Genomic DNA, 22,726 nt, shown 5'->3' with positions numbered 1-22,726 from the left:
GGACGTTCTCATTAGAGAACGTCTTTTTTTGTTGTCTTTTTACACTAAACAGTTGTTCTCAAAGCGATACTCGCTTATTATATTTAGATGAACTTTACATGAGAGAGTGAAATTAATGAATGAAAAATTAACTTGGAAAAATTTATTTTTTATCGGTTCGATGTTATTCGGTTTGTTTTTTGGAGCTGGTAATCTGATTTTTCCTGTCTTTTTGGGTCAACAGGCGGGTAGGAATGTTTTTTACGCTATTATCGGACTATTGATTACTGGGGTAGGCTTACCACTACTCGGAGTCGCTAGTATGGGGATGACTGGTAGTAATAGTGTTTTCGATTTGGCAGGGAAAGTTAACCGACCATATGCCTATATTTTTACAATTTTGTTGTATTTAACCATGGGACCATTTTTTGCGATTCCACGATTAGCTACAATTTCCTTTCAATTAGGAGTAGCACCATTTGTGGGTAAGTCGCATCAAACTTTGATATTAGTGATTTTCTCAGCTATCTTCTTTATCGGAACCTTTCTATTGTCACGCAAGCCTAGCAAATTAATGGTTTATGTTGGTAAATGGCTGACACCGATATTTTTAGTTTTGTTGGGAATCTTAATTGTGGCGGCTTTTATTAAACCAATGGGTAGTTTGAATGTCCCACCCCATGGCCAATATGCTAAAAGTCCTGTTTTAACAGGATTTACTGAAGGTTACAATACGATGGATGCCTTAGCTTCATTGGCTTTTGGAGTGGTAGTAATTGATACTATCAAGTCTTTAGGCGTAAAACATCCTGGACAAATTGCGAAAGATACCATCAAATCAGGACTGATCAGTGTAATTTTGATGGGAATAATCTATGCTTTCTTGGCCCTTATCGGAACGATGAGCATTAACAAACTTCCTTTAGCAACTAATGGTGGAGTGACATTAGCTCAAGTTTTTAATTATTACTTTGGTTCTTTTGGGAGTTTGTTGTTGGCTTTGATTGCTATCATTGCCTGTCTCAAAACTTCGATTGGTCTAACTTCGGCTTTTGGAGAGACGGCTAAGGAAATGTTTCCTAAATTTAACTATCAAACAATTTTAATTGTTGCCGGAACGGTCTCATTCTTAGTTGCTAATATTGGTCTAACTAAATTGATCAATTATTCCACACCAGTTTTGATGTTCCTATATCCTTTAGCAATGGTGTTGATTATCATCGCTGTTTTCACGCCGGTGATTGGTGATTCCAAGTGGATTTTTGGCGTCACGACTTTATTCACCTTAATTCCTGCCCTATTTGCGGGAATTGAAGCTTTACCTAAAGCGTTAAAACAAAATGGTTTAGTTGAACAATTGTTAACGTGGAATAGTCATCTACCACTAGCTCAGATGAGTTTAGGGTGGGTAGTTCCAGCCTTGATAGGGTTAATAATTGGTTTTGGTATTAGTAAATTCAAAAAAACGGAGTGACAGGATGAAATATATTTTTGATATTGATGGAACGCTTAGTTTTAATGGAGTAACGATCGATCCAGTTATTAATTTAGCAATTAAAGAGCTACTGGCTGCAGGTAATGAAGTTATTTTTGCATCGGCCCGGCCAATTAGAGATCTATTGCCAATGATTCCTGAATTTGAAAGCCAAAAATTAATTGGCGCTAATGGCGCAATGATTTCGATCACTGAAACTATTGAAATTATTTCTGGGATTGATAAGCAAGATTTTGTCTATCTAAAAAATTTGATTACTCAATTTGATTTGGATTATATCGTCGACAGTAGTTGGAATTATTCTTCCAGAATTACTCAAAACAGTTTTATTGAAAAGATGATTGATCCAGGACATTTGGCAAAACAGATTGATCTTAATGAAATTACGGACCCCATTAAAACTATTTTCTTCAATGTTGAAGATAAGTTACAACAGCAGTTAATGTCGATTATTAAAAAAGACACAGCACTTTACCCAATTGGTTTAGCGGGTGAGGGAACAGTTGATATTACTGCCAAAAATATTAACAAATATTCTACGTTGGATAAGTTAGGTGTTAATGAATATATAGCCTTTGGAAATGACCGTAATGATTTTGAATTACTCGAACATGCGCAGACCAGTGTATGGATCAATAGTAAACCGAGTTTAAAACATTTTGGCGAACAGGTTGATTTGATTTGTGATCCTAAACCGGAACAAGTTGCATCTTTAATTAGAGGCTTTATATAAAGAAACAGGGTATCGAAATATAATTTCGATACCCTGTTTTTATGTGGAAAATTATAGTTCCGCTAACACTTTATTAGCAGTTGGTTCATTCAAAATAACATCGGTAAAGTAGTTTCCTTGTAATGCAGCATTCAAAGCTAACGATTTGAATTTATCGTTAACGATGGTGACACGAGTAGGGACTTCCAAAACCTTTTTGAAACTGATACCAAAAACCTTATCATCAGATTCACTGATTAATAGGTTACCGTCTTTATCAATTGGTCGTCCATAAACTAGGGCTGCAATTGAATTGGAGTTGACGTTAGGGAACAAGATGTTTTTACTGTCATGCCAAGAGTCAATACTGTTGATCGAATCGACTGTTCCAACACTGGTAAAAATCAAATCCAATTGTTGAGCAGTAGCCAGAGTTGGTTGAATAGCTGGTTCAAGTGCTAATAAACGGCGGACTTCTTTGTTAGTAATATATAGAGGAGCATCAATGGTTAAATATTTACCATTATATCTAGTAGCGACTTTTTGCACCATCCGCATAGTTCCTGCTAAGGAATTATGTTTACCATTTTCACCGATGAATTGCGTAAAAACCATATTGTCTTTAGCAGTAGTTTGGAAGGCATCAATTACGTGATAAATGGTGTCTCCCCATGTGAGACCGATTATTTTTTTGCCATCAATTAAATCTTGAAGGTACTTAGCTGCGAACGAATAAAAACGGTCATTTTCATGAGCAATGTCTTCGGTGTTTTTTAACACGTAGAAATTAGGATTGGGAAAGTGTTTTTTGAGTTTATTTTCCAGATCGTGACTTCGTGAAAACGGTGAGCTTATGTTGATTGTGACAATTTTTTTATCGACTGCTTCAGACAAGTATTTCGAGATTTTATAACGGCTGATTTTGTACTTTTTTGAGATGTCACCCAAGTTCAAATGGTTTAAATAATAGTCTTGAGCAAGATCTACTAATAATGAAGTGTTTTCTTCCTGAGCCATAAGTAAATCTCCTTTGTATATAAATTACCTTATTTATGTCGTAATTTCAATTTTAAAAGTTTGCGAACTTTGTGAAAGTATTTACATTTTTTAAAGAAAAAGGTATTATAGAAGTTGAAAAATGTTAAATAAAAACAATATTTTTTAAAAATTTAAAAAAGAGGCGACACCTATGGACATGGAATTAGTTAAAAAAATACATAAAGCTCATACGGGTGTTCTTCAAATCGATGGAGAACTACCAGTTTCAACAATGGAAGAGTTAGGTGAAGCCTATACACCTGGCGTTGCCGAGATTAGTAAGATTATTGCTAAGAACCATGATCTTGCTTCAGAGTACACAGTTAGTGGTAAGTTAGTTGCTATCATTACTGATGGTTCAGCAGTTTTAGGACTTGGAGATATCGGTCCCCAAGGTGGCTTGCCAGTTATCGAGGGTAAGGCTTTGTTGTATAAACGCTTAGCAAATGTGAATGCTATTCCACTTGCTTTAGATCAAGTCAATGTTGATGAATTTGTTCAAACCGTTGTGAATATCAGTAAGAGCTTTGCTGGAATTCACTTGGAAGATATCGCTGCTCCAAGATGTTTTGAAATTGAACAAAAATTAGCAGAAAAATTGGATATTCCAGTTTATCACGATGACCAAGAGGGAACAGCTATTGTTGTTCTAGCTGGTTTGATCAACGCTGCTAAAGTTGTTAACAAGAAACTTACAGATCTTAAAGTTGTCATCAATGGTGTCGGTGCTTCAGGTCTTGCTACTGCTGAATTATTATTCAAGAGTGGTATTAAAAATATTGTTTTAGTTGACCAAAAAGGCGTTATCAATAGTAAAGAAACCAGTCTAAATGATTACCAATATGACTTAATGAAACGTATTGATCTTGGCTCAGATGCCAAAACTTTGGCCGATGCTATGAAGGGTGCCGATGCTTTCGTTGGTCTCTCAGTTGGAAATCTAGTTACTAAAGAAATGGTTGAGTCAATGAACCAAGGAATCGTCTTTGCTTTATCAAACCCAATTCCTGAAATTGATCCAGAATTAGCTCACGAAGCCGGTGCTGCTGTAATTGCCACTGGTAGTTCACAACATCCCAACCAAGTTAATAATATTTTAGCTTTCCCCGGTCTCTTCAAAGGTTTGCTTGAAAATCATGTCGACCACTTCAGTTCTGAAATGGAAGCCAGTGTAGCTCAAGGTTTAGCTTCAATGATTTCAGATCCAAAGCCAGAAAAGATTGTTCCCGGAGTATTCGATAAGAACGTTGTTAAAACCGTTTCAGATGCAGTTACAAATTTTGTGAAAAATGAGGATTAAATCATGCAAATAAACTCTGTTCCTGATGGGGATCACCCCAAAAACATCTTTCAAAAATTTATGGCATTGAATGTTGGAATTGTTCCAATGCCACTTTATCTACTATTATTAGTTGCTTATGTTCTATTAACGGTTACTAACCAAATGCCCAATGACATGATCGGTGCCATCGGAATTATGACGTTATTTTCTTTCATTCTTGAAGAAGTGGGGAAACATATTCCCATTTTGAATTCCTTAGGTGGAAAAGTTTTAGTTGTTACATTTTTACCTTCATATTTGGTTTACATGAACTGGTTGCCAAAGAGTACGACTAAAGTTGTAAGTAGCTTTATGACTAATAACAACTTCTTGGCTGTTTTCATTGCACTCTTAATTGTTGGTAGTATTGCATCTATGAATCGGAAAACTTTGATTCAAGCTAGTATGCGAATCATTGTTGTTCTCTTGATCTGTGAAGTTGTTGGACCACTTGTCGGTATGGGAGTCGGTATGTTAATGGGACTTTCAGCCTACAAGTCATACTTCTTCATTGTTGCTCCAATCATGGCTGGTGGTGTTGGTGAAGGTGCTTTGCCATTGTCACTTGGATATGCAGCTATTATTTCTATGGGCCAACAAAATATCTTCGCTCAAATTTTACCCTGTGTTATGTTAGGTAGTTTAGTTGCTGTTATTGAAGCCGGTGTCTTAAAGAAAATCGGTGATGTTAAGCCTAATTTAACTGGTAATGGTCGTTTAGTTGAAACTGACGATGGCAATGATGAACTTGGTAGTTTGTCATCCAAGTCAGATACAGCTGACATTACTAAGATGTTAGTTTCTGGTATCTTAGCAATTACCCTTTACATGCTTGGTGTCTGGGTCAACAGTATCATCCATTTACCAGCTCCTATCGTTTTATTGATTGTTGTTATGGCTGGTAAGATGCTTGGTTGGATTCCTGATTCAATTCAAGAAGGTGGAAAGTCACTTTACAGTTTGACTGTTAAAGGTATTTCACCACTCTTACTATTCGGTGTTGGTGTGGCAATGACTCCTTGGAAATCATTGATCACAGTCTTCACTAATGTTCCAATGTTGATCACAATCTTCATTACCGTTACAGCTATTGTTGCGGCAGCTTTCTTCAGTGCTAAATTCTTAGGAATGTACCCAGTTGATACAGCTATTGCTGTTTCATGTTGTTCAGGTCAAGGTGGTACCGGTGCTTTAGCTATTCTTGCAGCCGGAGATCGGATGAACTTGATGCCTTTCGCTCAAGTTGCTGTTCGTCTTGGTGGTGCCATCACTGTTACCATGTCAATTTTCCTAATGAGATTCTTCGCTTAGGAGTTTAAATCTTGGATATAAGAACATTAAATTTAAAAGATCCATATTATTATCAACAATGGCAAGATTTGATTCAATCTGAAGGTCTTTTTATTGAAAATCTTGACGATATTACGGAAACGCTTGGTATTTATGAAGATGACAAGTTAGTTGCGACTGGTTCTTATTATGAGAACGTCTTGAAGTATTTGGCAATTGATCCAAAATTTCAGGGTGGCAATACTTTTAATCAGTTGGTTTCTACATTGATCAATGAGTTAGCCAATCAAAATATCTTTCATATCTTCGTTTTTACCAAACCACAATATCAACAAAGTTTCGTTTACTTAGGTTTTCAGGTCGTAGCTCAAACAGAATATTCAACTTTACTGGAAACTGGCGATTATTCAATTGAGCAATACATTGAAGAGTTACCGAAGGTTTCTGGGAAAAATATTTCGGCCATTGTTATGAATGCTAATCCCTTCACCTTGGGACATCGTTATTTAATTGAACAGGCCAGTAAAGTCAGTGATACTGTTTATGTCTTTGTCGTTGCGCAAGATTCTTCATTGTTCAAAACCTCAGAACGAATGGCTTTGATCAAAGCTGGAACCAAGGATTTGAAAAATGTTCAAGTCGTCAATGGTGGTCAGTACATGGTCAGCTTTGTCACCTTCCCTTCATACTTTATTAAGAGCAGAAGTGACGTGGCAATTTACCAGACCCAATTAGATGCCCAAGTATTCAAACGCATTGCTAAAGCTTTGAAGATCAGCAAACGTTTTGTTGGCGATGAACCGTATTCACCAACGACCGAGATCTATAACCAATCTATGCAAAAGATTTTGCCACCAGAGGTTGAGTTAGAAATACTCAATCGTAAGGCCATTGATACAGATATTATTAGTGCCACAAAGGTTCGCCGGGCCATAAGTGATTCTGATCTGGCAACCATTCAAAAGTATGTTCCTGAAACAACCTTTACGTTTATTAAAGATAATTTACAAACACTATTAAGGAGGATTAATGATGGAAATTAAGCACACAGCACTAGCCGGAACTTTGGAATCTAGTGATATTCAATTCACCCTTTCAAAGGGTACAGGGGTTGAAGTTAATCTCGACTCACAAGTAGAAAAACAATTTGGTAACCAAATCAGAAAAGTTATTACTGACTTATTGGCTGCTTACGATATCAAAGATGTCACAGTTCGTGCCGTTGATAAGGGTGCCTTGGACTGTACTATCAAAGCTCGTTTGATTGCTGCCATTCAACGTGCCACTGATACAAAGAATCAACCTAATTGGGAGGTACTTGGATAATGGAACGTTTACGTAGAACAATGATGTTTGTTCCTGGTAACAACCCAGCTATGATCAAGGATGCTGGTATCTATGGAGCAGATTCAATTATGTTTGATTTGGAAGATTCAGTTGCTTTGACTGAAAAAGATACTGCTAGAATGCTAGTCTTTGAAGCACTTCAAAACGTTGACTATGGCAAGTCAGAATTAGTTGTCAGAATCAATGGTCTTGATACAGAAATGGGTCGAGCTGATATCTTCGCAATGGTTAAAGCCGGTGTTCAAGTTATCCGTTTGCCTAAGACTGAAGATGCTCAAGATGTGATCGATACTGAAAAGGTTATCGAAGAAGCTGAAAAATTCTTTGGCATCGAAGTTGGTCGCACACACATGATGGCTGCTATCGAAAGTGCTGGTGGTGTCTTGAATGCTCCAGCTATTGCCAAAGCCTCTGATCGTTTGATCGGTATTGCTCTTGGTGCTGAAGATTATGTCACAATGATGAAGACTCGCAGATACCCAGATGGTGCCGAACTTGCTTTTGCTCGTAACATGATTTTACATGGTGCTCGTGCTGCTGGAATCGCCGCCTTTGATACTGTTTATTCAGATGTTGATAATACTGATGGTTTCAATCATGAAGTTGAAATTATTCATGAACTTGGTTTTGACGGTAAATCAGTTATTAATCCTCGTCAAATTCCACTAGTTAACGCAATTTATGCTCCAACTGAAAAAGAAATTAGAAATGCTAAAGACGTTCTTAACGCCATTGAAGAAGCTCACAAGAAGGGCTCAGGTGTTATCTCACTTCGCGGTAAGATGGTTGATAAACCAGTTGTTGCCCGTGCAGAAAGAACTATGGCTTTAGCTAAAGCTTCAAATTTAGTTGATGAGGATGGTAATATCTATGCTAAATAAAGTAAATCGTGAAATTCCCGATAATATTTTAAAAGATGATAACTACAAAACTTTTGAAACAACAGAAATTGGTAACCCTGAAACAACTTACGTCGCTCATAACGTCAAAGTTACTCAAGGTGATAACAAATTAGTTGATTCAATTCCTGATGTAATTGCTAAAACTGGTTTGAAGAATGGGATGACAATTTCATTCCATCACCATTTCCGTGAAGGTGACTTTGTCTTCAATATGGTTATGCAAGAAATCATTAATGAAGGTTTCCAAGACTTAACTCTTGCCCCAAGTTCATTAACTAATGTCATGAATGACATGGTTATCAAGGCTATCAAAGCCGGAACTGTTTCACACATCACTTCTTCTGGTATGCGTGGCGAATTGGGTGACTTCATTTCTCATGGTGGTTTAAAAGACCCAGTTGTTCTTCGTTCACATGGTAACCGTGCCCGTGCTATCGAAAACGGTGATATCAAGATCGATGTTGCCTTCTTAGGTGTACCAAACGCCGATGCACTTGGTAATGCTAATGCAATTCATGGTGATGCTGTCTTTGGTTCAATGGGTTACTCATTGATGGATGCTAAATATGCTGACAAGGTTGTCCTTTTGACAGATACGATCATGCCTTATCCCAACACTCCAGCAAGTATCAAACAGACTCAAGTTGACTATGTAGTTAAAGTTGCCAAAGTCGGTGATCCTGACAAAATTGGTTCAGGTGCTACTCGTTTCACTAAGGATCCTAAGGAATTAAAGATTGCTGAAATGGTTAACCAAGTAATTACTCATTCAGAATACTTTAAAGATGGCTTTAGTTTCCAAACTGGTTCTGGTGGGGCTGCACTTGCTGTCAGCCGTTACCTTAGAAAATCAATGATTGCTAAGAATATCAAAGCTTCATTCGCTTTAGGTGGAATTACTAAACCAACTGTTGATTTGCTTGAAGAAGGTCTTGTGGACAAGATTCTTGATGTACAAGATTTCGATAAGGGTGCTGCTGCAAGTATGGCTAACAACGAAAACCAACAAGAAATTGATTCTTCTTGGTACGCTGATCCATACAACAAGGGTGCTGCTGTAAATCAATTGGATGTATGTATTTTGTCAGCCTTGGAAATCGATACGAAATTTAATGTTAACGTTATGACTGGTTCTGATGGGGTCTTACGTGGTGCTATCGGTGGTCACCAAGATGCCGCTAACGCTAAGTTGACTATCATCTCAGCTCCACTTGTTCGTGGAAGAATTGCGACTGTTGTTAATGACGTGACAACTGTTGTTACACCAGGTGACAGTATTGATGTTCTTGTTACTGAGGTTGGTATCGCAATTAACCCTAAGAGAACTGATTTAATTGCTGCTTTGAAGAATGTTCCCGGAGTTCCTGTTTATACGATTGAAGAACTTCAAAAGCGTGCTGAAGCTGTTGTCGGTAAGCCAGAACCACTTGAATTTACTGACCGTCCAGTTGCTTTGATCGAATACCGTGATGGTACTTTGATCGATACAGTTAACCAAGTTAAAGACTAGGAGAAAGATTATGATTGAGGTATTTTCTGAGGGTATCGAACAAAGTATTACCCAAGTTTTAAAAAATCGTGATGCTCGTGTTATGGAGCAGCAATTACTTTTTAAAAAATTGGAAAATAACCAATCGTTGATCAATGCCAAGTTAAATATTCCCGGACCAATTAAAAATAATTATTATCTGAGCCAAGTGTTTAAACGCGGACTTAAACAGTTTTTAACGGGATATAAGGTGTCCTACCAATTGATTTGGGATATCGCAACTGGTCCAGAAGCCTTTGTAGTAATTAATGAAGCAACCAGTAGTGTTAAAGAAAACGCAATCAAGTTTGAGGATAATAACGAATTTGGTAGATTATTTGATATTGATGTTTTAATATATAGTAATGAATTACATCCGTTGAGCCGCAAGGACTTTGATCAACAACCACGTAAATGTCTGATTTGTGAGAAACCAGCCAAAGTTTGCGCACGAAGTCGAACGCATAGTGTGATCGAGATGCAAGGCTATATAAATAAACTAATAAATAATAACTTGGAGTTTTTATGGAATTAAGCACACATTTAGCAAACGCTGCATTGAAGGCACTATTGTACGAAGTAGATGTTCAACCCAAACCAGGGTTAGTTGATCCTGTAGATCACTCAACACATTTGGATATGGATGTCTTTACATTTATCGACAGTGCGGTGGCACTACAACCATACTTTAAACAATTCGCTCAAGCTGGAATTGATTTTGAGGGAGAGGATTTGACTGAGTTATTTAAGTCGATTCGTCCTATCGGAATCAAAGCTGAACAAACGATGTTTGAAGCTACTGGAGAGGTCAATACACATAAAGGGGCCATTTTCTCTTTAGGGATTTTACTGGCTGCCGGTGGATACGATAAGGATAATATTCGCACCGTTTCGATGAAGATGTTACGTGGTCTGACTGAGCATGATTTTCAAAACTTGGATCAAAAGACTAATTTAACGAATGGCGAAAGAATGTATCTCAAGTACGGTATCACAGGTATTCGTGGTGAAGCTGAAAAGGGCTATCCAGTTGTTTTTGAAAAATCATTACCATTTTTGAAAGCTCATTTTGGCAATGATTTTGGTAGTGTTTTACTAGATACCTTAATGATGATCGTGTCAGAATCTTATGATTCCAATGTGGTTAAACGTGGTAACTTAGAATCCTTAGAACATATTCAAAAGTATGCTGAAAATATCTTAGAGGTCGGGGGTTGTAGTGATCCTGAGGGCCGTGAGTTATTGGATGATATGAACAGTTATTGTAATGAAAATAACCTCAGCCTCGGTGGGAGTGCCGATTTATTGATCATTACGATCTATCTATTTTTGATTTAAAAATATTCTGGAGAGCGGTTTACTGCCGTTTTCCACAAAATATTGTTTTAATAACAAATAAAAATCCAATCTTAACTGGTAATGTAAACAGTTAAGATTGGATTTTTTTATTTAAAATTAATAACAAGTAGCGAGTTTGTTGTGGAAGACGGAAATTTTAACGGACATAATAGTCGTTAACATATTCATTGGTACTAACACGGTGATAGCCAACATTGTTAATTACTGTGTAATGATCAGTTGCCCAAGATGTGTAGGCAGGAAGATAACGTCCAGGGATAATTTGACCATATTGGTTAGATACTGGAGCAGCATAATTGGTCGTAATGGTGATGGTTTGTTTAGGTGCTGCTTGAACGGTGCTGTATAGATAAACGTCAGAGGCTTTAACATATTCGTTTGTAGAAACGCTGTAATAGGTTCCACTAGGAATATTATTTTGAATACCGACTTTCCAAGTTGTGTCTTGTGTTAAAGCATGAGATAGCACATTCCCATTCATATCATATAATTTGGCTTGGGGAGCAGTAATCTTGAGGTTATAATTACGCATCAAGATTTGTCCCATACCTTGATGGTTATTTTCAGCAATACCGGGTGTATTAATCAACAAGTTAACATCAGAGGCTCTAACGTACGCGTTAGTAGAAACACGGTAAAGATTACCAATGGCGGTACTTGCTTGAGAATCAACGTGCCAAGCAGTTCCTTGAGTTAAGCCTCTATCTAATGGTGTTCCGTTTTGAGCATAGAGTTGGGCTCTAGGGACAGTTATAGTTACCGTGGCATTAGTAATTGTAGAATTTACTTCAGCCTTAACTGTATTAGGGTTAATGATCGATGTAAATGTGGTAGCACTAGCACCGACAGCTAATAATGAGGCTATTAAAAGACTTTTTTGAACCATTCTCATATGTAAGTATCTCCTCAATTCTTTTTTATAACAGAGATAATTATAAGATATTGAATTGTAAAGATTGTTTTATTGATGTAAATTTTGTGTAAAGTGGCTGGTTAAATTTTTTTGAAGGTAGCAATATTTTATTGCAAAAAAATAGTCGACATATTAATTCATATCGACTATTTCAAGATTAAAATATTGAAATTATCCTTTAGTAACATCTGATGATTTGACGAATTCATCTTTGCCAACTTTGTAGTATGTGCAACCCTTGAGCTTGTTCTTCTCAGTTGTCTTACAAGTTTTGCCCTTAGTTACGCATTTGGAAGTCTTCTTACCAGTTTCAGTATAGACTTGAGCTTTAGCGACCTTGATTTTGATCTTGGTAGACTTGATCTTACTCAATTTTCCCTTAGTAGTGGCAGCTTGAACAGTAACGCCACTACCGATAATTGTTGGGATGCTCGTTACACCAGTACCGACAGCTAACAATGAAGCAAACAAAAGACTCTTTTGGATTAATTTCATAATTCATATCTCCAATACGTTATAAAAATTTGATAACCATTCGCTCATTAATATCTTGTTATCGAAATCATAATAACCTATCCGGAAGGATATTTGTTGTAGAGGGTATAGCCATATAGTATACCTTGAATTTTAAGTATCTATGGCATGAAAAAAGACCGATGCATTTTGGGGTATCGGTCTTTTTGGGGGAGGATTATAAATCTAAAGCCAACTGCTATCATGAGATTGGACTAGTTTATCCTTAGCAATTTTATAGTAGGTGCTGTTATCGAAACTAGCTTGGGTACCAATTTTACAAACAGTTCCTTTAGCCAGTTTGTGGTCGATTTCTTTACCTTTAAGATTATATAGTTTTGCTTTGGGAGTAGTAACTTCCAAACGATAATCATTTTCGGAATCAGTTTGAATCATATTGGCATCACTTTGAGTATCTTTATTTAATATCTCAACGTCACTAGCTTTGATAAATTTGTCTTTGGCAACTTTATAGTAAAAACCATTGGCAGTCATATTTTTGATGGTAGCAGCTTGAACAGTTACATTGCCATTGTTGATGGTGGGAATACTGGTTACCCCAGCACCAACGCCGATAATAGTAGCGAATAGAAGACTCTTTTGAAGTAATTTCATAATAGTTATCTCCTTTGAACGGAACATACATTATTAATACCCTGTTATCAAGAAACATAATAACTTATTACTTAATTAAAGTGTTATATGTTGTGTAGCCATTCCGTATATGAGGATAACAAAAAAATCTCCTTGCTAGTCAGGCGGTCGATGGGGATAGTCAAATTGGTAAGGGGATTAATTTTCACTTAGTTAAAAGGGTTAACTAAGTTTTTTAATCATATGTTTAAGGATTAAGAACATAGCTGTGAACAAACCAATGATCATCATAAACAAGCCACTTGTGTTGCCTGTTTGTGGTAATTTGCCTTCTTCACCAGATGATGAACTTGAACCAGGATTACCGATATTTCCGGTAGATGATCCACTACCGCCGCCAGGTAAAACAACGCCAGGTTCTGGAGTAGTAGGACCAGTAGTACCAGGAGTTCCGGTACCAGGAATCTCTGGATAGCTAGGAGGAATAACTTCACCAGGTTCTTCAGGTTCTACGACTGGAGGTTCTGGTGTAGGAGTTTCAGGTTCAACCGGAGGTTCAGGAGTAACAGGTGGTTCGGGTTTAACTGGAGGTTCGGGTTTAACTGGAGGTTCGGGTTTAACTGGAGGTTCGGGTTTAACTGGAGGTTCAGGTTTAACTGGAGGTTCGGGTTTTACAGGAGGCTCTGGTTTAACTGGAGGAACAATTTCACCAGGTCCTTCGGGTTCTTTCGTATCTTTAGCAGTTGCATTAGTATTTTGGTCTTCGGTAATTGTGAAATTAATAGGATCCTTATTAATTTCATAACCCTCAGGAGCTTTTGTTTCAACTAATGAATAATCACCAGCAGGTAAATCAGGAATAACAATTTTACCATTTTTATCTGTTGTTAGATTACTTTGAATAACTTTGCCCTTACTGTCTAATAGATCAAAGACGGCACCAGGTAAAGAATGGCCGGTTGCTTTATCAACCTTAGTTAAAGTAACAGAACCAGTACCTGGTTCAGGTTCGTCGATTAATTCAAAGTCTTTAGCAGTTACGTCGGTATTTTGATCTTCAGTAACTGTAAATTTGATGGAATCTTTGTTCAAATCGTAGCCATCAGGAGCCTTTGTTTCAACTAATGAGTAATCACCAGCAGGTAAATCAGGGATAACAAATTTACCATTTTCATCGGTTGTTAAATTGCTTTGAATAACTTTGCCATTGCTGTCTAATAAATCATAGATGGCACCAGGTAAAGACTCACCAGTCAATTCATCGACCTTAGTTAAGGTGACAGAACCAGTATGTGAAGTAACAGGTGGCTCAGGTTCAGGTGTAATAATTGGAGGTATTACAACGCCAGGTTCACCAGGTGTTTCACTATCTTCAACTTCTACAGAAGTATCATCGTCAGGTAAAACCACAACCTTGATAGGGTTATTGTTGATTTCATAACCATCGGGGGCTTTTGTTTCAACCAATGTATATTCACCAGCAGGTAACTTATCAATATTGATTTGACCATGTTCATCAGTAACTAGATCATGTTCAATAACTTTACCTTCGCTATCTAATAAATCAAAGACAGCACCAGGTAAAAGCTTATTGACCTTAGCATCAACCTTAGTCAAGATGATATTACCAGTTTTATCAGGAACATTAATGGCTGGGTCATTCATGGTAACAACAGTTGGTGTTGTTTGACCAGCAGTAATTGTGAAGTTGATAGGAGTCTTATTAGCTTCATAACCTGCGGCAGGTTGTGTTTCAACGAATGAATAGTCGCCAGATGGTAGATCTGAAACGGCAATTTCACCCGTAGCATCGGAAACTAATCCTTCTTTGATAATTTTACCAGTGCTATCTAGCAAATTGAAAGTAGCGCCAGGGATAGGATTACCATTTGCAGGGTCACGTTTCTTTAAAACTACCGATCCGAGTTGAGCAGGATCTTTTTGACTTAAAGTAAGATTCAAAGGTCCACCATCATCAGTTAATGTGAATTTGATAGGCGTTGGGTTCAATTCATAACCATCAGGAGCTTTAACTTCTGTTAATGTGTATGAGCCCATTGGAAGATTTTTGAGATTGATTTGACCATTTTCGTCAGTGGTTACATTGGTCATAATAACTGTACCAGTTTCATCATTAACTAATTTGTATTCAGCACCAGGCAATCCAGAACCAGTAACGGCATCAACTTTGGTAAATGAAACACTACCAACAGGTCTGCCTCCACCGGTACCACTGCCACCCCAAGATACTGAAGCTTCAGCATTGTAATCACCTTCACTTGAACCCATATTTGCGTGGTTAGTCCAAGTCGTAGTGCCGTCAGCGTTAGGTTTTACTTTAACTCTGTAATAGATATCAACTGCAGAGTCAATTGTTCCAGGGAAGGAAATCTTGATATTGTTGCCCTCAACAGTCACAACAGGATTCAACTGTTGACCATTGCTAATAAATTTACCATCTTGATAATAACCGGCATTAGCTGTCAATGAACCAGGAACATATTCTTGACCAGGACCAAGAATATCAGTAATAACGACGTTCTTTAGGGCATGTGAATTAGGATTGAACGCAAGGTTCCAAGTTAATTCATTAACATTGCCTGTGGGATCGTAACCAGCGACCCAGCCGCCTTTGTTGAACATCCAATTAGCACCATCGTTACCATTGTCAGTGACAGTACCTCTAGAGATAAGATGCAAAGTACCTTTACGATCAACGGAAGTATTTTCAAGTGCATCATTGAATGTGATCGTACCAGAAGTTTCCCCGGCTTTAATAACAGCTGTACCAATTACATTACCATTGGAATCTTTAATAGGAAAACTCAAATTACCAGGGGCTGCGACGCCATCAGGTAATTGAAAACTAGTCGTATCGCCAGCATTGATTTGAACGCCATCAGGAATAGACCAGTCGTAATTGATATCGTAGTCGAACCAAGCAAATAAATCATCACCTGGTTTAACAACGTTACCAGTTATATCAGTAACTGTAGCATCTGAACCATTTAATCCATTAACTTGGATTTCTTTGGCAGGAACCGCAGTATCAGTTTTTACTGGTGGAGTGGCTGTCGCTTGAGTTACTGGCGGTGCAACGGCTGATTTAGTTACAGGTGGAGAAACTGTTGCACTTGTAGCTGGAGGTTGCGTGGTGGTTGCTGCACCGACGATATTACCGTGGGGCATTAAGATGAACAGAAACGCTAGGAATAAACCAACCATAGATATAAAAAGTAGTGATTTCTTGATTTTCATTATAGATAATCTCCATTAGAGAACTTTCTTATAAGCTCATTTTTGTTTCAAGTAGTGTCATTAAAATCATTTATCGGAGATATTCCAGATTGCCAAACCTTAACAATTTGAAATTTGATTTTAAATTCATTTAATTGTAAAAAAACACAATAAGCTAATGGATTCCTTGTGAAATCCACCCTATGAATTGTTTTGAATTGCCCTTATACTTTTTTACAACTAGAGTATAAAACGAGAATTGAAAGAAGTTAAAAAATATGACCATTTATTATTTAATACCGTAGCAACAATGATTCTAATGTATACCAATTTTAAAATAGCCATAAAAATATCCTTAAACCATATCTAATGATTTAAGGATATTTATTTGTGAATTTATATCTAGGTCAAAGAATGCTCAGCACTTTCTTTAGTAAAATCGATTTCCTTGATATGTGTCTTTCTGCGGATGAAGAAGAGGATACTCATAAATGAAAAGACTAATGTTACTTCTAAGAGAATCATCATATCGGGAATAGCTGAATCACCGATCATTAAGGTTTGTCTTAAACCATCAACGGTATAACTCATTGGCAACCAAGGGTGAATTGCATTGAAGAAATGATTCGATGGTTGAATTGGATAAGTACCGGCAGAGCTCCCTAATTGAAAGACTAAGAGAATCATGCTTAGGAAAGACCCAACTTTTCCTAAAACCAAATTTAACCAGTAGACGATTGACATAAACGTTAATCCAGTCAAAAGTAACATGATAAATGTAGCGAAGGTTTGAACAGGTGCTAAGCCATCAATAGCACAAAGCAGAGCGAAGACAGCTAAGCTTTCACCGACAACAAAAGTGCCAGTAACAGTTGCTTTACTGGCCCACCAGGCGATACCAGTTTTAGGAAATTTTCTTGGGGTATAGATATCGAACATCAGATTAAAGGCTAGGGCTCCGACAAACAAGGAAACTGACAACATATATGGAGCCATCCCAGTACCATTGTTTGGTGCTGTGTCGCGCTCTTTATGTTTAGTAGTTGTTGGTTTAGCAATTTGATCATAAGTTAGATTGGTAGCCTTGATATTCGATTTTTGGGCACCAGCTGCTAATTGTTTAGCCAACGTATTGTTACCATCAGTAACTTGACCGATACCAGAACCCATTTGTGTAGATCCTGTCGCCAAGGTTTGAGCACCACTAGCAATTTGGTCAGCACCACTATTTAGTTGATTAGCACCGTTAGTAAGTTGTGAACCAGTGGTAACTAATTGAGAAATACCGGAATTCAGAGTATTAGCACCAGATGCTAACTGACCGACACCAGCAGTTAAACTTGGCATCTGTGTGTTCATAGAACTGATACCGGAGTTTAACGTATTGGCGCCGTTTGTAAGTGAAAAACTATTACTTGCCAATTGATTGGTACCGGCACTCAGTTGATTAGTTCCTTGTGCCAGTTTGGCTGTATAGGCATTGATAGCACCAATACCGGTATTCAATTGATTCATACCATTAGTGGCGGTTTCTAATTGCGTCGTTAGTTGTTCAGAACCAGCAGCTAGGTGGGCAATTGTAGTGGATAAATTAGTTTGAGAATCATTCAGTGAACCTTGAAGATTGTTGATTTGGTTTGTCATACTGGCTTGAGTGTTGGTTAGGTTATTAAGGTCGGTACTTAAGGCAGTTGCGGCCTGATTTAAACTGTCATCATTTGAATTAGTAACGGCTCCTAAAATAGCATCTTTTTGAGTGGCAGTTAGTCCTTGCTGATCAGCAACCTGAGCCACCTTAGTGGCGGTATTGGTACTATTATTATTTTGATTTGAAATTGCTTGCTGCAAGTTAGTTAAATCTGATTTAATGGCGGTTGCTTGGTTGGTATTATTGTTGGCCAATTGAGATTGGAGATTATCAATAGAACCAGCTAACTGTGCTGTACTGCCGTTCAGACCGGCACTGACTTTTTGTAGATTAGTAGTCAATTCTTGACTGGCTGTCTGTAATTGCCCTAAGCCAGTATTTAAAACAATGGAACTATTTGATAACTGATCAGTTCCACTAGTTAAAGTATTGGCACCAGAATTTAATGAACTGGCAGCGGAGTTAACTGAATCGACACCTGAGGCATAATTTTCAATACCAGATGTTAAAGAGTTGCTACCATTTGTCAGTTGGTCAACGCCACTAGCAAGTGTCATTGATTTGTTATTAAGCTGCTGAAGTCCATTTGTTAAGGTTTGTGAACCGTTAGCAACTTGATTGACTCCAGAAATATATTGATCCAGACCTTGATTTAGAGTTTTAGCACCATTAGAGAAGGTAAGGGAACTAGATGATAAGGTATTTAAACCAGTTGTTATTTGCTGATTAGCAGATTCAACTTTGGTATTTCCGACGGCAAGTTTTTTACTACCATTTGCAGCAGTTTTCATACCCTTAGAGACTTGTTTGATAGAGTTAAACATTGTTTTCGAGTAAGTCTTAGTAACTTGTTCCGAAACAGATTGAGCTGCTTGTTGAGCTGCTGAAGCGGTCATTTTGGAAGCTGTAAAGTTATGACCAGCACTCGTTTCGTAGTTTAAAACCATCTTTTTGGGTTGTTTATTTAATAATGTTGTTGCATTTTTAGAAAAATCTTTGGGGATGGTAATGATCATATAATACTTACCATCAGTCAGTCCCTTATTAGCAGCAGTTCTGGATTTCAAAACATGAAAATCCATGGCTTGGGATTTATCCAAATTCTTTGCTAGATCCTTTCCGATTTTTAATTCTGTACCTTGATAGCTAACGCTTTTATCGTTATTAACGACAGCTACGGGAAGATTCTTGAGTTCACCGTAAGGATCCCACATTGATTTTAGAAAAGTTACAGAATATATTGATGGAATAAAGATCATAACAGTAAACACAATCATGATCAGCTTGTGCTTGAGTAGGTATTTCCATTCTTCTTTAATCATTGCTTTACCTCTTTATAAAATATGTTATAGTTGGCGTGATAAATAATACACAGCTGTGGCTTAAATAATAAAGGCATCGTTAATTTAATTCCACAACATAAATACACAATGTGTGTAATATCTACAAAAATGAAAAAAGGATGAAAATTGATGAAAAAAATTGATCGACGAGTACAGAAGACTAATCAAGCGTTGCAATCAGCTTTCAGAAAACTCGCTAGCACGACGAGCTATCGTAATATTACGGTCAAAGAATTAACGGAAACGGCACGGATCAATCGTAAAACCTTTTATCTACACTATGATTCGATCGATGATTTCTCTAGTACCGTAGTAGATGAAATCTCCGATCAACTTTTACAATTGATCACTGAGAAACCTTTGGCGGAGAGTTTATCAAAACCAGGTTATGTCTTCGATAAAATATTTGACTTCTTTCAACAATCGCGGGAGTTTTATTCATTTATGATGACCTCGGTTGATTATAGTTTTTTAGCTCGAAAGGTTGAATCGAAGGTGGCAGAAGGTTTTGCCAAAGCCTTATATAAATCTTTTGATATTTCCAAATTGGATTCTTTTATCTGTGCTAGTTTTCTGATCAGAAATACATTGATGCTATTTAGAATTTACAATGGTGATCAAGTTAATCTGGATAAAAATGAATTTCGAGACCGATTGATCCGTTTAAATGCCAGTGGTCTGAGTTCATTTGTAGATGTGGTTAAAAATGTCCGAAAATAATTTTTTGAGAATAAATACAAATCAATAAAAAAGCGCTATCATTGTATTAGTTATTATATTGGAAACGTTTTTAAGACAACAGAAATGTGATGTCCTTTCGATATACAAATTGTCTTATGGGGTTCCGATTTATTAATTAATAGAGGGGAGGGAACCTGATGGAACTTAAACAAAGAGTTAATCAAAAACAAGTTCAAGGGTTGTCTTTAACGCAAGGAATGCGACAATCAATTTTAATTTTGCAATCGGATGCCATTGATTTGGCCGATTATTTAAGTGAGCAGAGTTTGGAAAATCCGTTATTCGATGTTCATGTGAATTTGGATATGCCATTTATTGATGATGACGAAACAAGTGCATCTTATCAAATCATGGATGATCAACAATCACTCTTTGAGTATTTGTTGGATCAAGTTCAGTTGACAATGCGTAAGACACCATTACGTGATTTAGTAGTTTATCTGATTGAACAGCTTGATCCCAATGGTTATTTAACATTATCTGATGAAGAGATTTTTGAAGAAGTGAAAGATATTACGCCAATTATGTTGCTGGATGCAAAGACGTTATTACATCAATTAGATCCTCCTGGGATCGGTGCAAGAGACTTGCAAGAATGTCTATACTTACAGGCTGAGGCCGATAATGCTGATAAAGCTGTTTTATCGATGTTGAGTGATAATTTTGAATTATTTACTAAACATGAATGGAAAAAATTGAAGCGGGCTTTGAAGTTATCGAACGTTGAATTACAAGATGATGTTAACTTTATTCAGTCACTTTCAGCTAATCCGGGACAACGCTATACTTCGCAAAATGAACAGTACGTTGTACCAGAACTACAAGTTAAAAAGAATAATGATAAATTGACTTTATCGGTAACTAAATATGGTCAACCACAATTGATTTTTGCTGAGGAAACTTATGATCGTTTGAAAGAATCAACAGATGAGGATGTCGAAAAATATATTCGCAGTAAATATAATCAATACAAGACTTTGGAATACAATTTACAACGTCGAATCGATACTGTTTCTATTATCGGTAAGTGTATTGTTAAGGCTCAATATAAGTTCTTTATGCAAGAAACGAATGCTTTGGAGCCATTGTTGATTCGTGATGTTGCCCAAAAACTACAAATGAGTGAGTCAACTGTTAGTCGGACAATCAATGGAAAATATATTCAAACTGATTTTGGTATTTTCGAATTGAAAGAATTCTTCTCCCGTCGTAGTAAAGTTACTGTGGGTAAGGAACAATCAGTTGATCAAGTGAAAACTAAAATTAAGGCTATGTTGAATGCTGAGGATAAAACTAAACCACTCAGTGATCAGGTTATCTCTGAAAAGCTAGTTGCTGATGGGCTACAAATTGCTCGTCGGACAGTTGCTAAGTATCGTGAGCAATTAGGATTTCCTGCAACAAGTCGTCGTAGGGTATAGTTTTTCTGTTACTTGCTAGTCAGTCAAAAATAATTTGATGATATTAAATTTGTTTAAAATAATGATAAAAGGCTATACCAATTTTGACTTGGTATAGCCTTTTATCATCGATATATTTTAAAAACAAAAAAATGAATATTTAATCAGAGCAAGCTCAATTGTGCCAGCTCTTTTCTGGTCAGGCTTTCTTTTTGGCATGAAATATTTGTATAATGGGTTAACTAAAGGGGAGTACATCATATGAATATTGGACAACTGATTAACCAAATTGTTTTGATGTTCTGTTTAATGCTAGTAGGAGTTTTGATCAACAAGTTAAAATTTATGCATGCACAGACATCAAGTGATTTAACTAACGTCTTGTTATATATAGTTTCGCCTTGTTTGATCGTGAATGCCTTTGAACAGCCGTATTCAGGAAATCGGATCAAACAATTTTTATTAGCAATTGTGGGAGTATTTATTCTCTATATTATTGAAATTATTGTTGCTAAATTGATTTTTGGACGTTTGCAGAATAAAAATCTCCGAAGAATCACTCAGTATGGCAGTATTTATTCTAATGCCGGATTTATGGGGATACCTTTGATCAGTGCCTTATTTGGTTCTGAAGGAGTTTTCTTCGCTGTCGTATCATTGGCAGCCTTTAATATCTTCAGTTGGACACAGGGGGTATCACTGTTTCAGGATAATGATAATGGAACAGTTGAGAAAACCGATTGGCGGGAAGTATTGTTTAATCCTAATATTGTCGCCATTTTTATCGGAATTATTATTTTTGTCTTTTCAATCAAAATTCCAGGTATTCCAAACCAAGTTATTAAATATGTCGGTTCGATCAATACACCATTGTCAATGATCGTGATCGGGAATAGTTTGGCTAATATTAAATTTAGCCGGGATATGTTGAACAAAGAAATTGGTTTGACGATCTTACTGCGTAATTTAATCTTTCCTATAATAGGCATCGTTATTTTGAAATTAGTTGGTGTTTCTGGAATAGCATTCTACACGACAATCGTAATGGCTGCTTGTCCAGCTGCAGGGTTGGTAGTCTTGTTTACTTTGCAAGCAGAAGGAGATACAGCACCAGCAATTTCGTTGATGAGTTTATCAACTATTTTGAGTTTAATTACGATTCCATTAGTTTTTGCTTTGGGAAATATTTAAGAAACTTGTTAGCGTAAAAAATCCACGCCTGTTAAGCTGTTTCTATCAAGATATCCATTGCCTAATGGCAAAAAAAATCACACTACATTATTGTTTAGGAATCCTAGGGGATGAACAACAATAATATGGTGTGATTTTTTGATTTAGAATTTTTAACCGAATTTTAGGAAAAAGC

General features: G+C 36.9%; 19 protein-coding genes. 13 read left to right on the top strand and 6 right to left on the bottom strand.

The window, feature by feature from the left end; all coding sequences use genetic code 11:
- Window positions 1-115 precede the first annotated feature (115 nt).
- The gene (gene brnQ / locus IV57_RS07410) at window positions 116-1,453 is read left to right on the top strand and encodes a branched-chain amino acid transport system II carrier protein (protein ID WP_057880879.1); all 1,338 of its coding nucleotides are present in this window, start codon (window positions 116-118) and stop codon (window positions 1,451-1,453) included.
- A gap of 4 nt (window positions 1,454-1,457) precedes the next feature.
- Window positions 1,458-2,207, top strand: a complete 750-nt coding sequence (locus IV57_RS07405; protein WP_057880878.1) for an HAD-IIB family hydrolase — start codon at window positions 1,458-1,460, stop codon at window positions 2,205-2,207.
- Between the two features lie 51 nt (window positions 2,208-2,258).
- Here IV57_RS07405 and IV57_RS07400 read toward each other — a convergent pair whose 3' ends face one another.
- Complete coding sequence (locus IV57_RS07400; protein ID WP_057880877.1) at window positions 2,259-3,203, bottom strand: sugar-binding transcriptional regulator; 945 nt, start codon at window positions 3,201-3,203, stop codon at window positions 2,259-2,261.
- Window positions 3,204-3,375: 172 nt separating this feature from the next.
- On the opposite strand from IV57_RS07400, the gene IV57_RS07395 reads away from it, so the two are divergent.
- Genes IV57_RS07395 through citG form a run of 8 tightly spaced genes read left to right on the top strand, consistent with a single transcriptional unit; the run spans window position 3,376 to window position 10,950 of the window.
- Window positions 3,376-4,524 carry an NAD(P)-dependent malic enzyme gene (locus IV57_RS07395; RefSeq protein WP_057880876.1) on the top strand — a complete coding sequence of 383 codons (1,149 nt, stop codon included), beginning with the start codon at window positions 3,376-3,378 and terminating at the stop codon, window positions 4,522-4,524.
- A gap of 45 nt (window positions 4,525-4,569) precedes the next feature.
- Entirely contained in the window at window positions 4,570-5,856 is a 1,287-nt protein-coding gene (locus tag IV57_RS07390; protein ID WP_420806323.1) for a 2-hydroxycarboxylate transporter family protein, read from the top strand.
- 11 nt (window positions 5,857-5,867) lie between these two features.
- Window positions 5,868-6,878 (top strand): [citrate (pro-3S)-lyase] ligase, encoded by a 1,011-nt coding sequence (gene citC / locus IV57_RS07385; protein WP_057880875.1) that lies wholly within the window; start codon window positions 5,868-5,870, stop codon window positions 6,876-6,878.
- A complete protein-coding gene (gene citD, locus IV57_RS07380; protein WP_057880874.1) occupies window positions 6,868-7,161 on the top strand; it encodes a citrate lyase acyl carrier protein in 294 nt (97 codons plus the stop codon). The genes citC and citD overlap by 11 nt, the downstream gene beginning before the upstream one ends.
- Window positions 7,161-8,063 carry a citrate (pro-3S)-lyase subunit beta gene (gene citE, locus IV57_RS07375; protein WP_057880873.1) on the top strand — a complete coding sequence of 301 codons (903 nt, stop codon included), beginning with the start codon at window positions 7,161-7,163 and terminating at the stop codon, window positions 8,061-8,063. Before citD ends, citE begins: the two co-directional genes overlap by 1 nt.
- A complete protein-coding gene (gene citF, locus IV57_RS07370) occupies window positions 8,053-9,594 on the top strand; it encodes a citrate lyase subunit alpha (RefSeq protein ID WP_057880872.1) in 1,542 nt (513 codons plus the stop codon). Before citE ends, citF begins: the two co-directional genes overlap by 11 nt.
- Before the next feature lie 10 nt (window positions 9,595-9,604).
- Window positions 9,605-10,147 (top strand): citrate lyase holo-[acyl-carrier protein] synthase, encoded by a 543-nt coding sequence (gene citX, locus IV57_RS07365; RefSeq protein WP_057880871.1) that lies wholly within the window; start codon window positions 9,605-9,607, stop codon window positions 10,145-10,147.
- The gene (gene citG, locus IV57_RS07360) at window positions 10,138-10,950 is read left to right on the top strand and encodes a triphosphoribosyl-dephospho-CoA synthase CitG (RefSeq protein WP_057880870.1); all 813 of its coding nucleotides are present in this window, start codon (window positions 10,138-10,140) and stop codon (window positions 10,948-10,950) included. The genes citX and citG overlap by 10 nt, the downstream gene beginning before the upstream one ends.
- Before the next feature lie 157 nt (window positions 10,951-11,107).
- On the opposite strand, the gene IV57_RS07355 is transcribed toward citG, so the two are convergent.
- The 5 genes from IV57_RS07355 to IV57_RS07335 form a co-directional block, all read right to left on the bottom strand.
- Window positions 11,108-11,863: an SLAP domain-containing protein gene (locus IV57_RS07355; protein ID WP_057880869.1), complete on the bottom strand. Its 756-nt coding sequence runs from the start codon at window positions 11,861-11,863 to the stop codon at window positions 11,108-11,110.
- A gap of 192 nt (window positions 11,864-12,055) precedes the next feature.
- Window positions 12,056-12,379, bottom strand: coding sequence for an SLAP domain-containing protein (locus IV57_RS07350; RefSeq protein WP_057880868.1), 324 nt, complete (start codon window positions 12,377-12,379; stop codon window positions 12,056-12,058).
- Window positions 12,380-12,583: 204 nt separating this feature from the next.
- Entirely contained in the window at window positions 12,584-13,012 is a 429-nt protein-coding gene (locus tag IV57_RS07345; protein WP_057880867.1) for an SLAP domain-containing protein, read from the bottom strand.
- Window positions 13,013-13,213: 201 nt separating this feature from the next.
- The gene (locus IV57_RS07340) at window positions 13,214-16,249 is read right to left on the bottom strand and encodes a SpaA isopeptide-forming pilin-related protein (RefSeq protein ID WP_057880866.1); all 3,036 of its coding nucleotides are present in this window, start codon (window positions 16,247-16,249) and stop codon (window positions 13,214-13,216) included.
- Window positions 16,250-16,630: 381 nt separating this feature from the next.
- Window positions 16,631-19,198, bottom strand: coding sequence for a YhgE/Pip domain-containing protein (locus IV57_RS07335; protein ID WP_057880865.1), 2,568 nt, complete (start codon window positions 19,196-19,198; stop codon window positions 16,631-16,633).
- Window positions 19,199-19,348: 150 nt separating this feature from the next.
- Between IV57_RS07335 and IV57_RS07330 the strand changes: the two genes are divergently transcribed.
- The 3 genes from IV57_RS07330 (at window position 19,349) to IV57_RS07320 (ending at window position 22,551) form a co-directional block, all read left to right on the top strand.
- Window positions 19,349-19,939, top strand: a complete 591-nt coding sequence (locus tag IV57_RS07330; protein ID WP_057880864.1) for a TetR/AcrR family transcriptional regulator — start codon at window positions 19,349-19,351, stop codon at window positions 19,937-19,939.
- 158 nt (window positions 19,940-20,097) lie between these two features.
- Window positions 20,098-21,381 (top strand): RNA polymerase factor sigma-54, encoded by a 1,284-nt coding sequence (gene rpoN, locus IV57_RS07325; protein ID WP_057880863.1) that lies wholly within the window; start codon window positions 20,098-20,100, stop codon window positions 21,379-21,381.
- 240 nt (window positions 21,382-21,621) lie between these two features.
- Entirely contained in the window at window positions 21,622-22,551 is a 930-nt protein-coding gene (locus IV57_RS07320) for an AEC family transporter (protein WP_057880862.1), read from the top strand.
- The last annotated feature ends 175 nt before the right edge of the window (window positions 22,552-22,726 follow it).

Source organism: Companilactobacillus kimchiensis (genome assembly GCF_001438805.1).
Classification (GTDB): Bacteria; Bacillota; Bacilli; order Lactobacillales; family Lactobacillaceae; genus Companilactobacillus; species Companilactobacillus kimchiensis.
The sequence above is the reverse complement of the archived record's forward strand: the minus strand, read 5'-3'. Positions and strand labels throughout refer to the sequence as shown.

Bases quoted from the DNA above. Each gene is read 5' to 3' on its own strand.
- brnQ (WP_057880879.1), top strand. From the start codon at position 116: ATGAATGAAAAATTAACTTGGAAAAATTTATTTTTTATCGGTTCGATG.
- IV57_RS07405 (WP_057880878.1), top strand. From the start codon at position 1,458: ATGAAATATATTTTTGATATTGATGGAACGCTTAGTTTTAATGGAGTA.
- IV57_RS07400 (WP_057880877.1), bottom strand. From the start codon at position 3,203: ATGGCTCAGGAAGAAAACACTTCATTATTAGTAGATCTTGCTCAAGAC.
- IV57_RS07395 (WP_057880876.1), top strand. From the start codon at position 3,376: ATGGACATGGAATTAGTTAAAAAAATACATAAAGCTCATACGGGTGTT.
- citD (WP_057880874.1), top strand. From the start codon at position 6,868: ATGGAAATTAAGCACACAGCACTAGCCGGAACTTTGGAATCTAGTGAT.
- citE (WP_057880873.1), top strand. From the start codon at position 7,161: ATGGAACGTTTACGTAGAACAATGATGTTTGTTCCTGGTAACAACCCA.
- citF (WP_057880872.1), top strand. From the start codon at position 8,053: ATGCTAAATAAAGTAAATCGTGAAATTCCCGATAATATTTTAAAAGAT.
- citX (WP_057880871.1), top strand. From the start codon at position 9,605: ATGATTGAGGTATTTTCTGAGGGTATCGAACAAAGTATTACCCAAGTT.
- citG (WP_057880870.1), top strand. From the start codon at position 10,138: ATGGAATTAAGCACACATTTAGCAAACGCTGCATTGAAGGCACTATTG.
- IV57_RS07355 (WP_057880869.1), bottom strand. From the start codon at position 11,863: ATGAGAATGGTTCAAAAAAGTCTTTTAATAGCCTCATTATTAGCTGTC.
- IV57_RS07350 (WP_057880868.1), bottom strand. From the start codon at position 12,379: ATGAAATTAATCCAAAAGAGTCTTTTGTTTGCTTCATTGTTAGCTGTC.
- IV57_RS07345 (WP_057880867.1), bottom strand. From the start codon at position 13,012: ATGAAATTACTTCAAAAGAGTCTTCTATTCGCTACTATTATCGGCGTT.
- IV57_RS07340 (WP_057880866.1), bottom strand. From the start codon at position 16,249: ATGAAAATCAAGAAATCACTACTTTTTATATCTATGGTTGGTTTATTC.
- IV57_RS07335 (WP_057880865.1), bottom strand. From the start codon at position 19,198: ATGATTAAAGAAGAATGGAAATACCTACTCAAGCACAAGCTGATCATG.
- IV57_RS07330 (WP_057880864.1), top strand. From the start codon at position 19,349: ATGAAAAAAATTGATCGACGAGTACAGAAGACTAATCAAGCGTTGCAA.
- rpoN (WP_057880863.1), top strand. From the start codon at position 20,098: ATGGAACTTAAACAAAGAGTTAATCAAAAACAAGTTCAAGGGTTGTCT.
- IV57_RS07320 (WP_057880862.1), top strand. From the start codon at position 21,622: ATGAATATTGGACAACTGATTAACCAAATTGTTTTGATGTTCTGTTTA.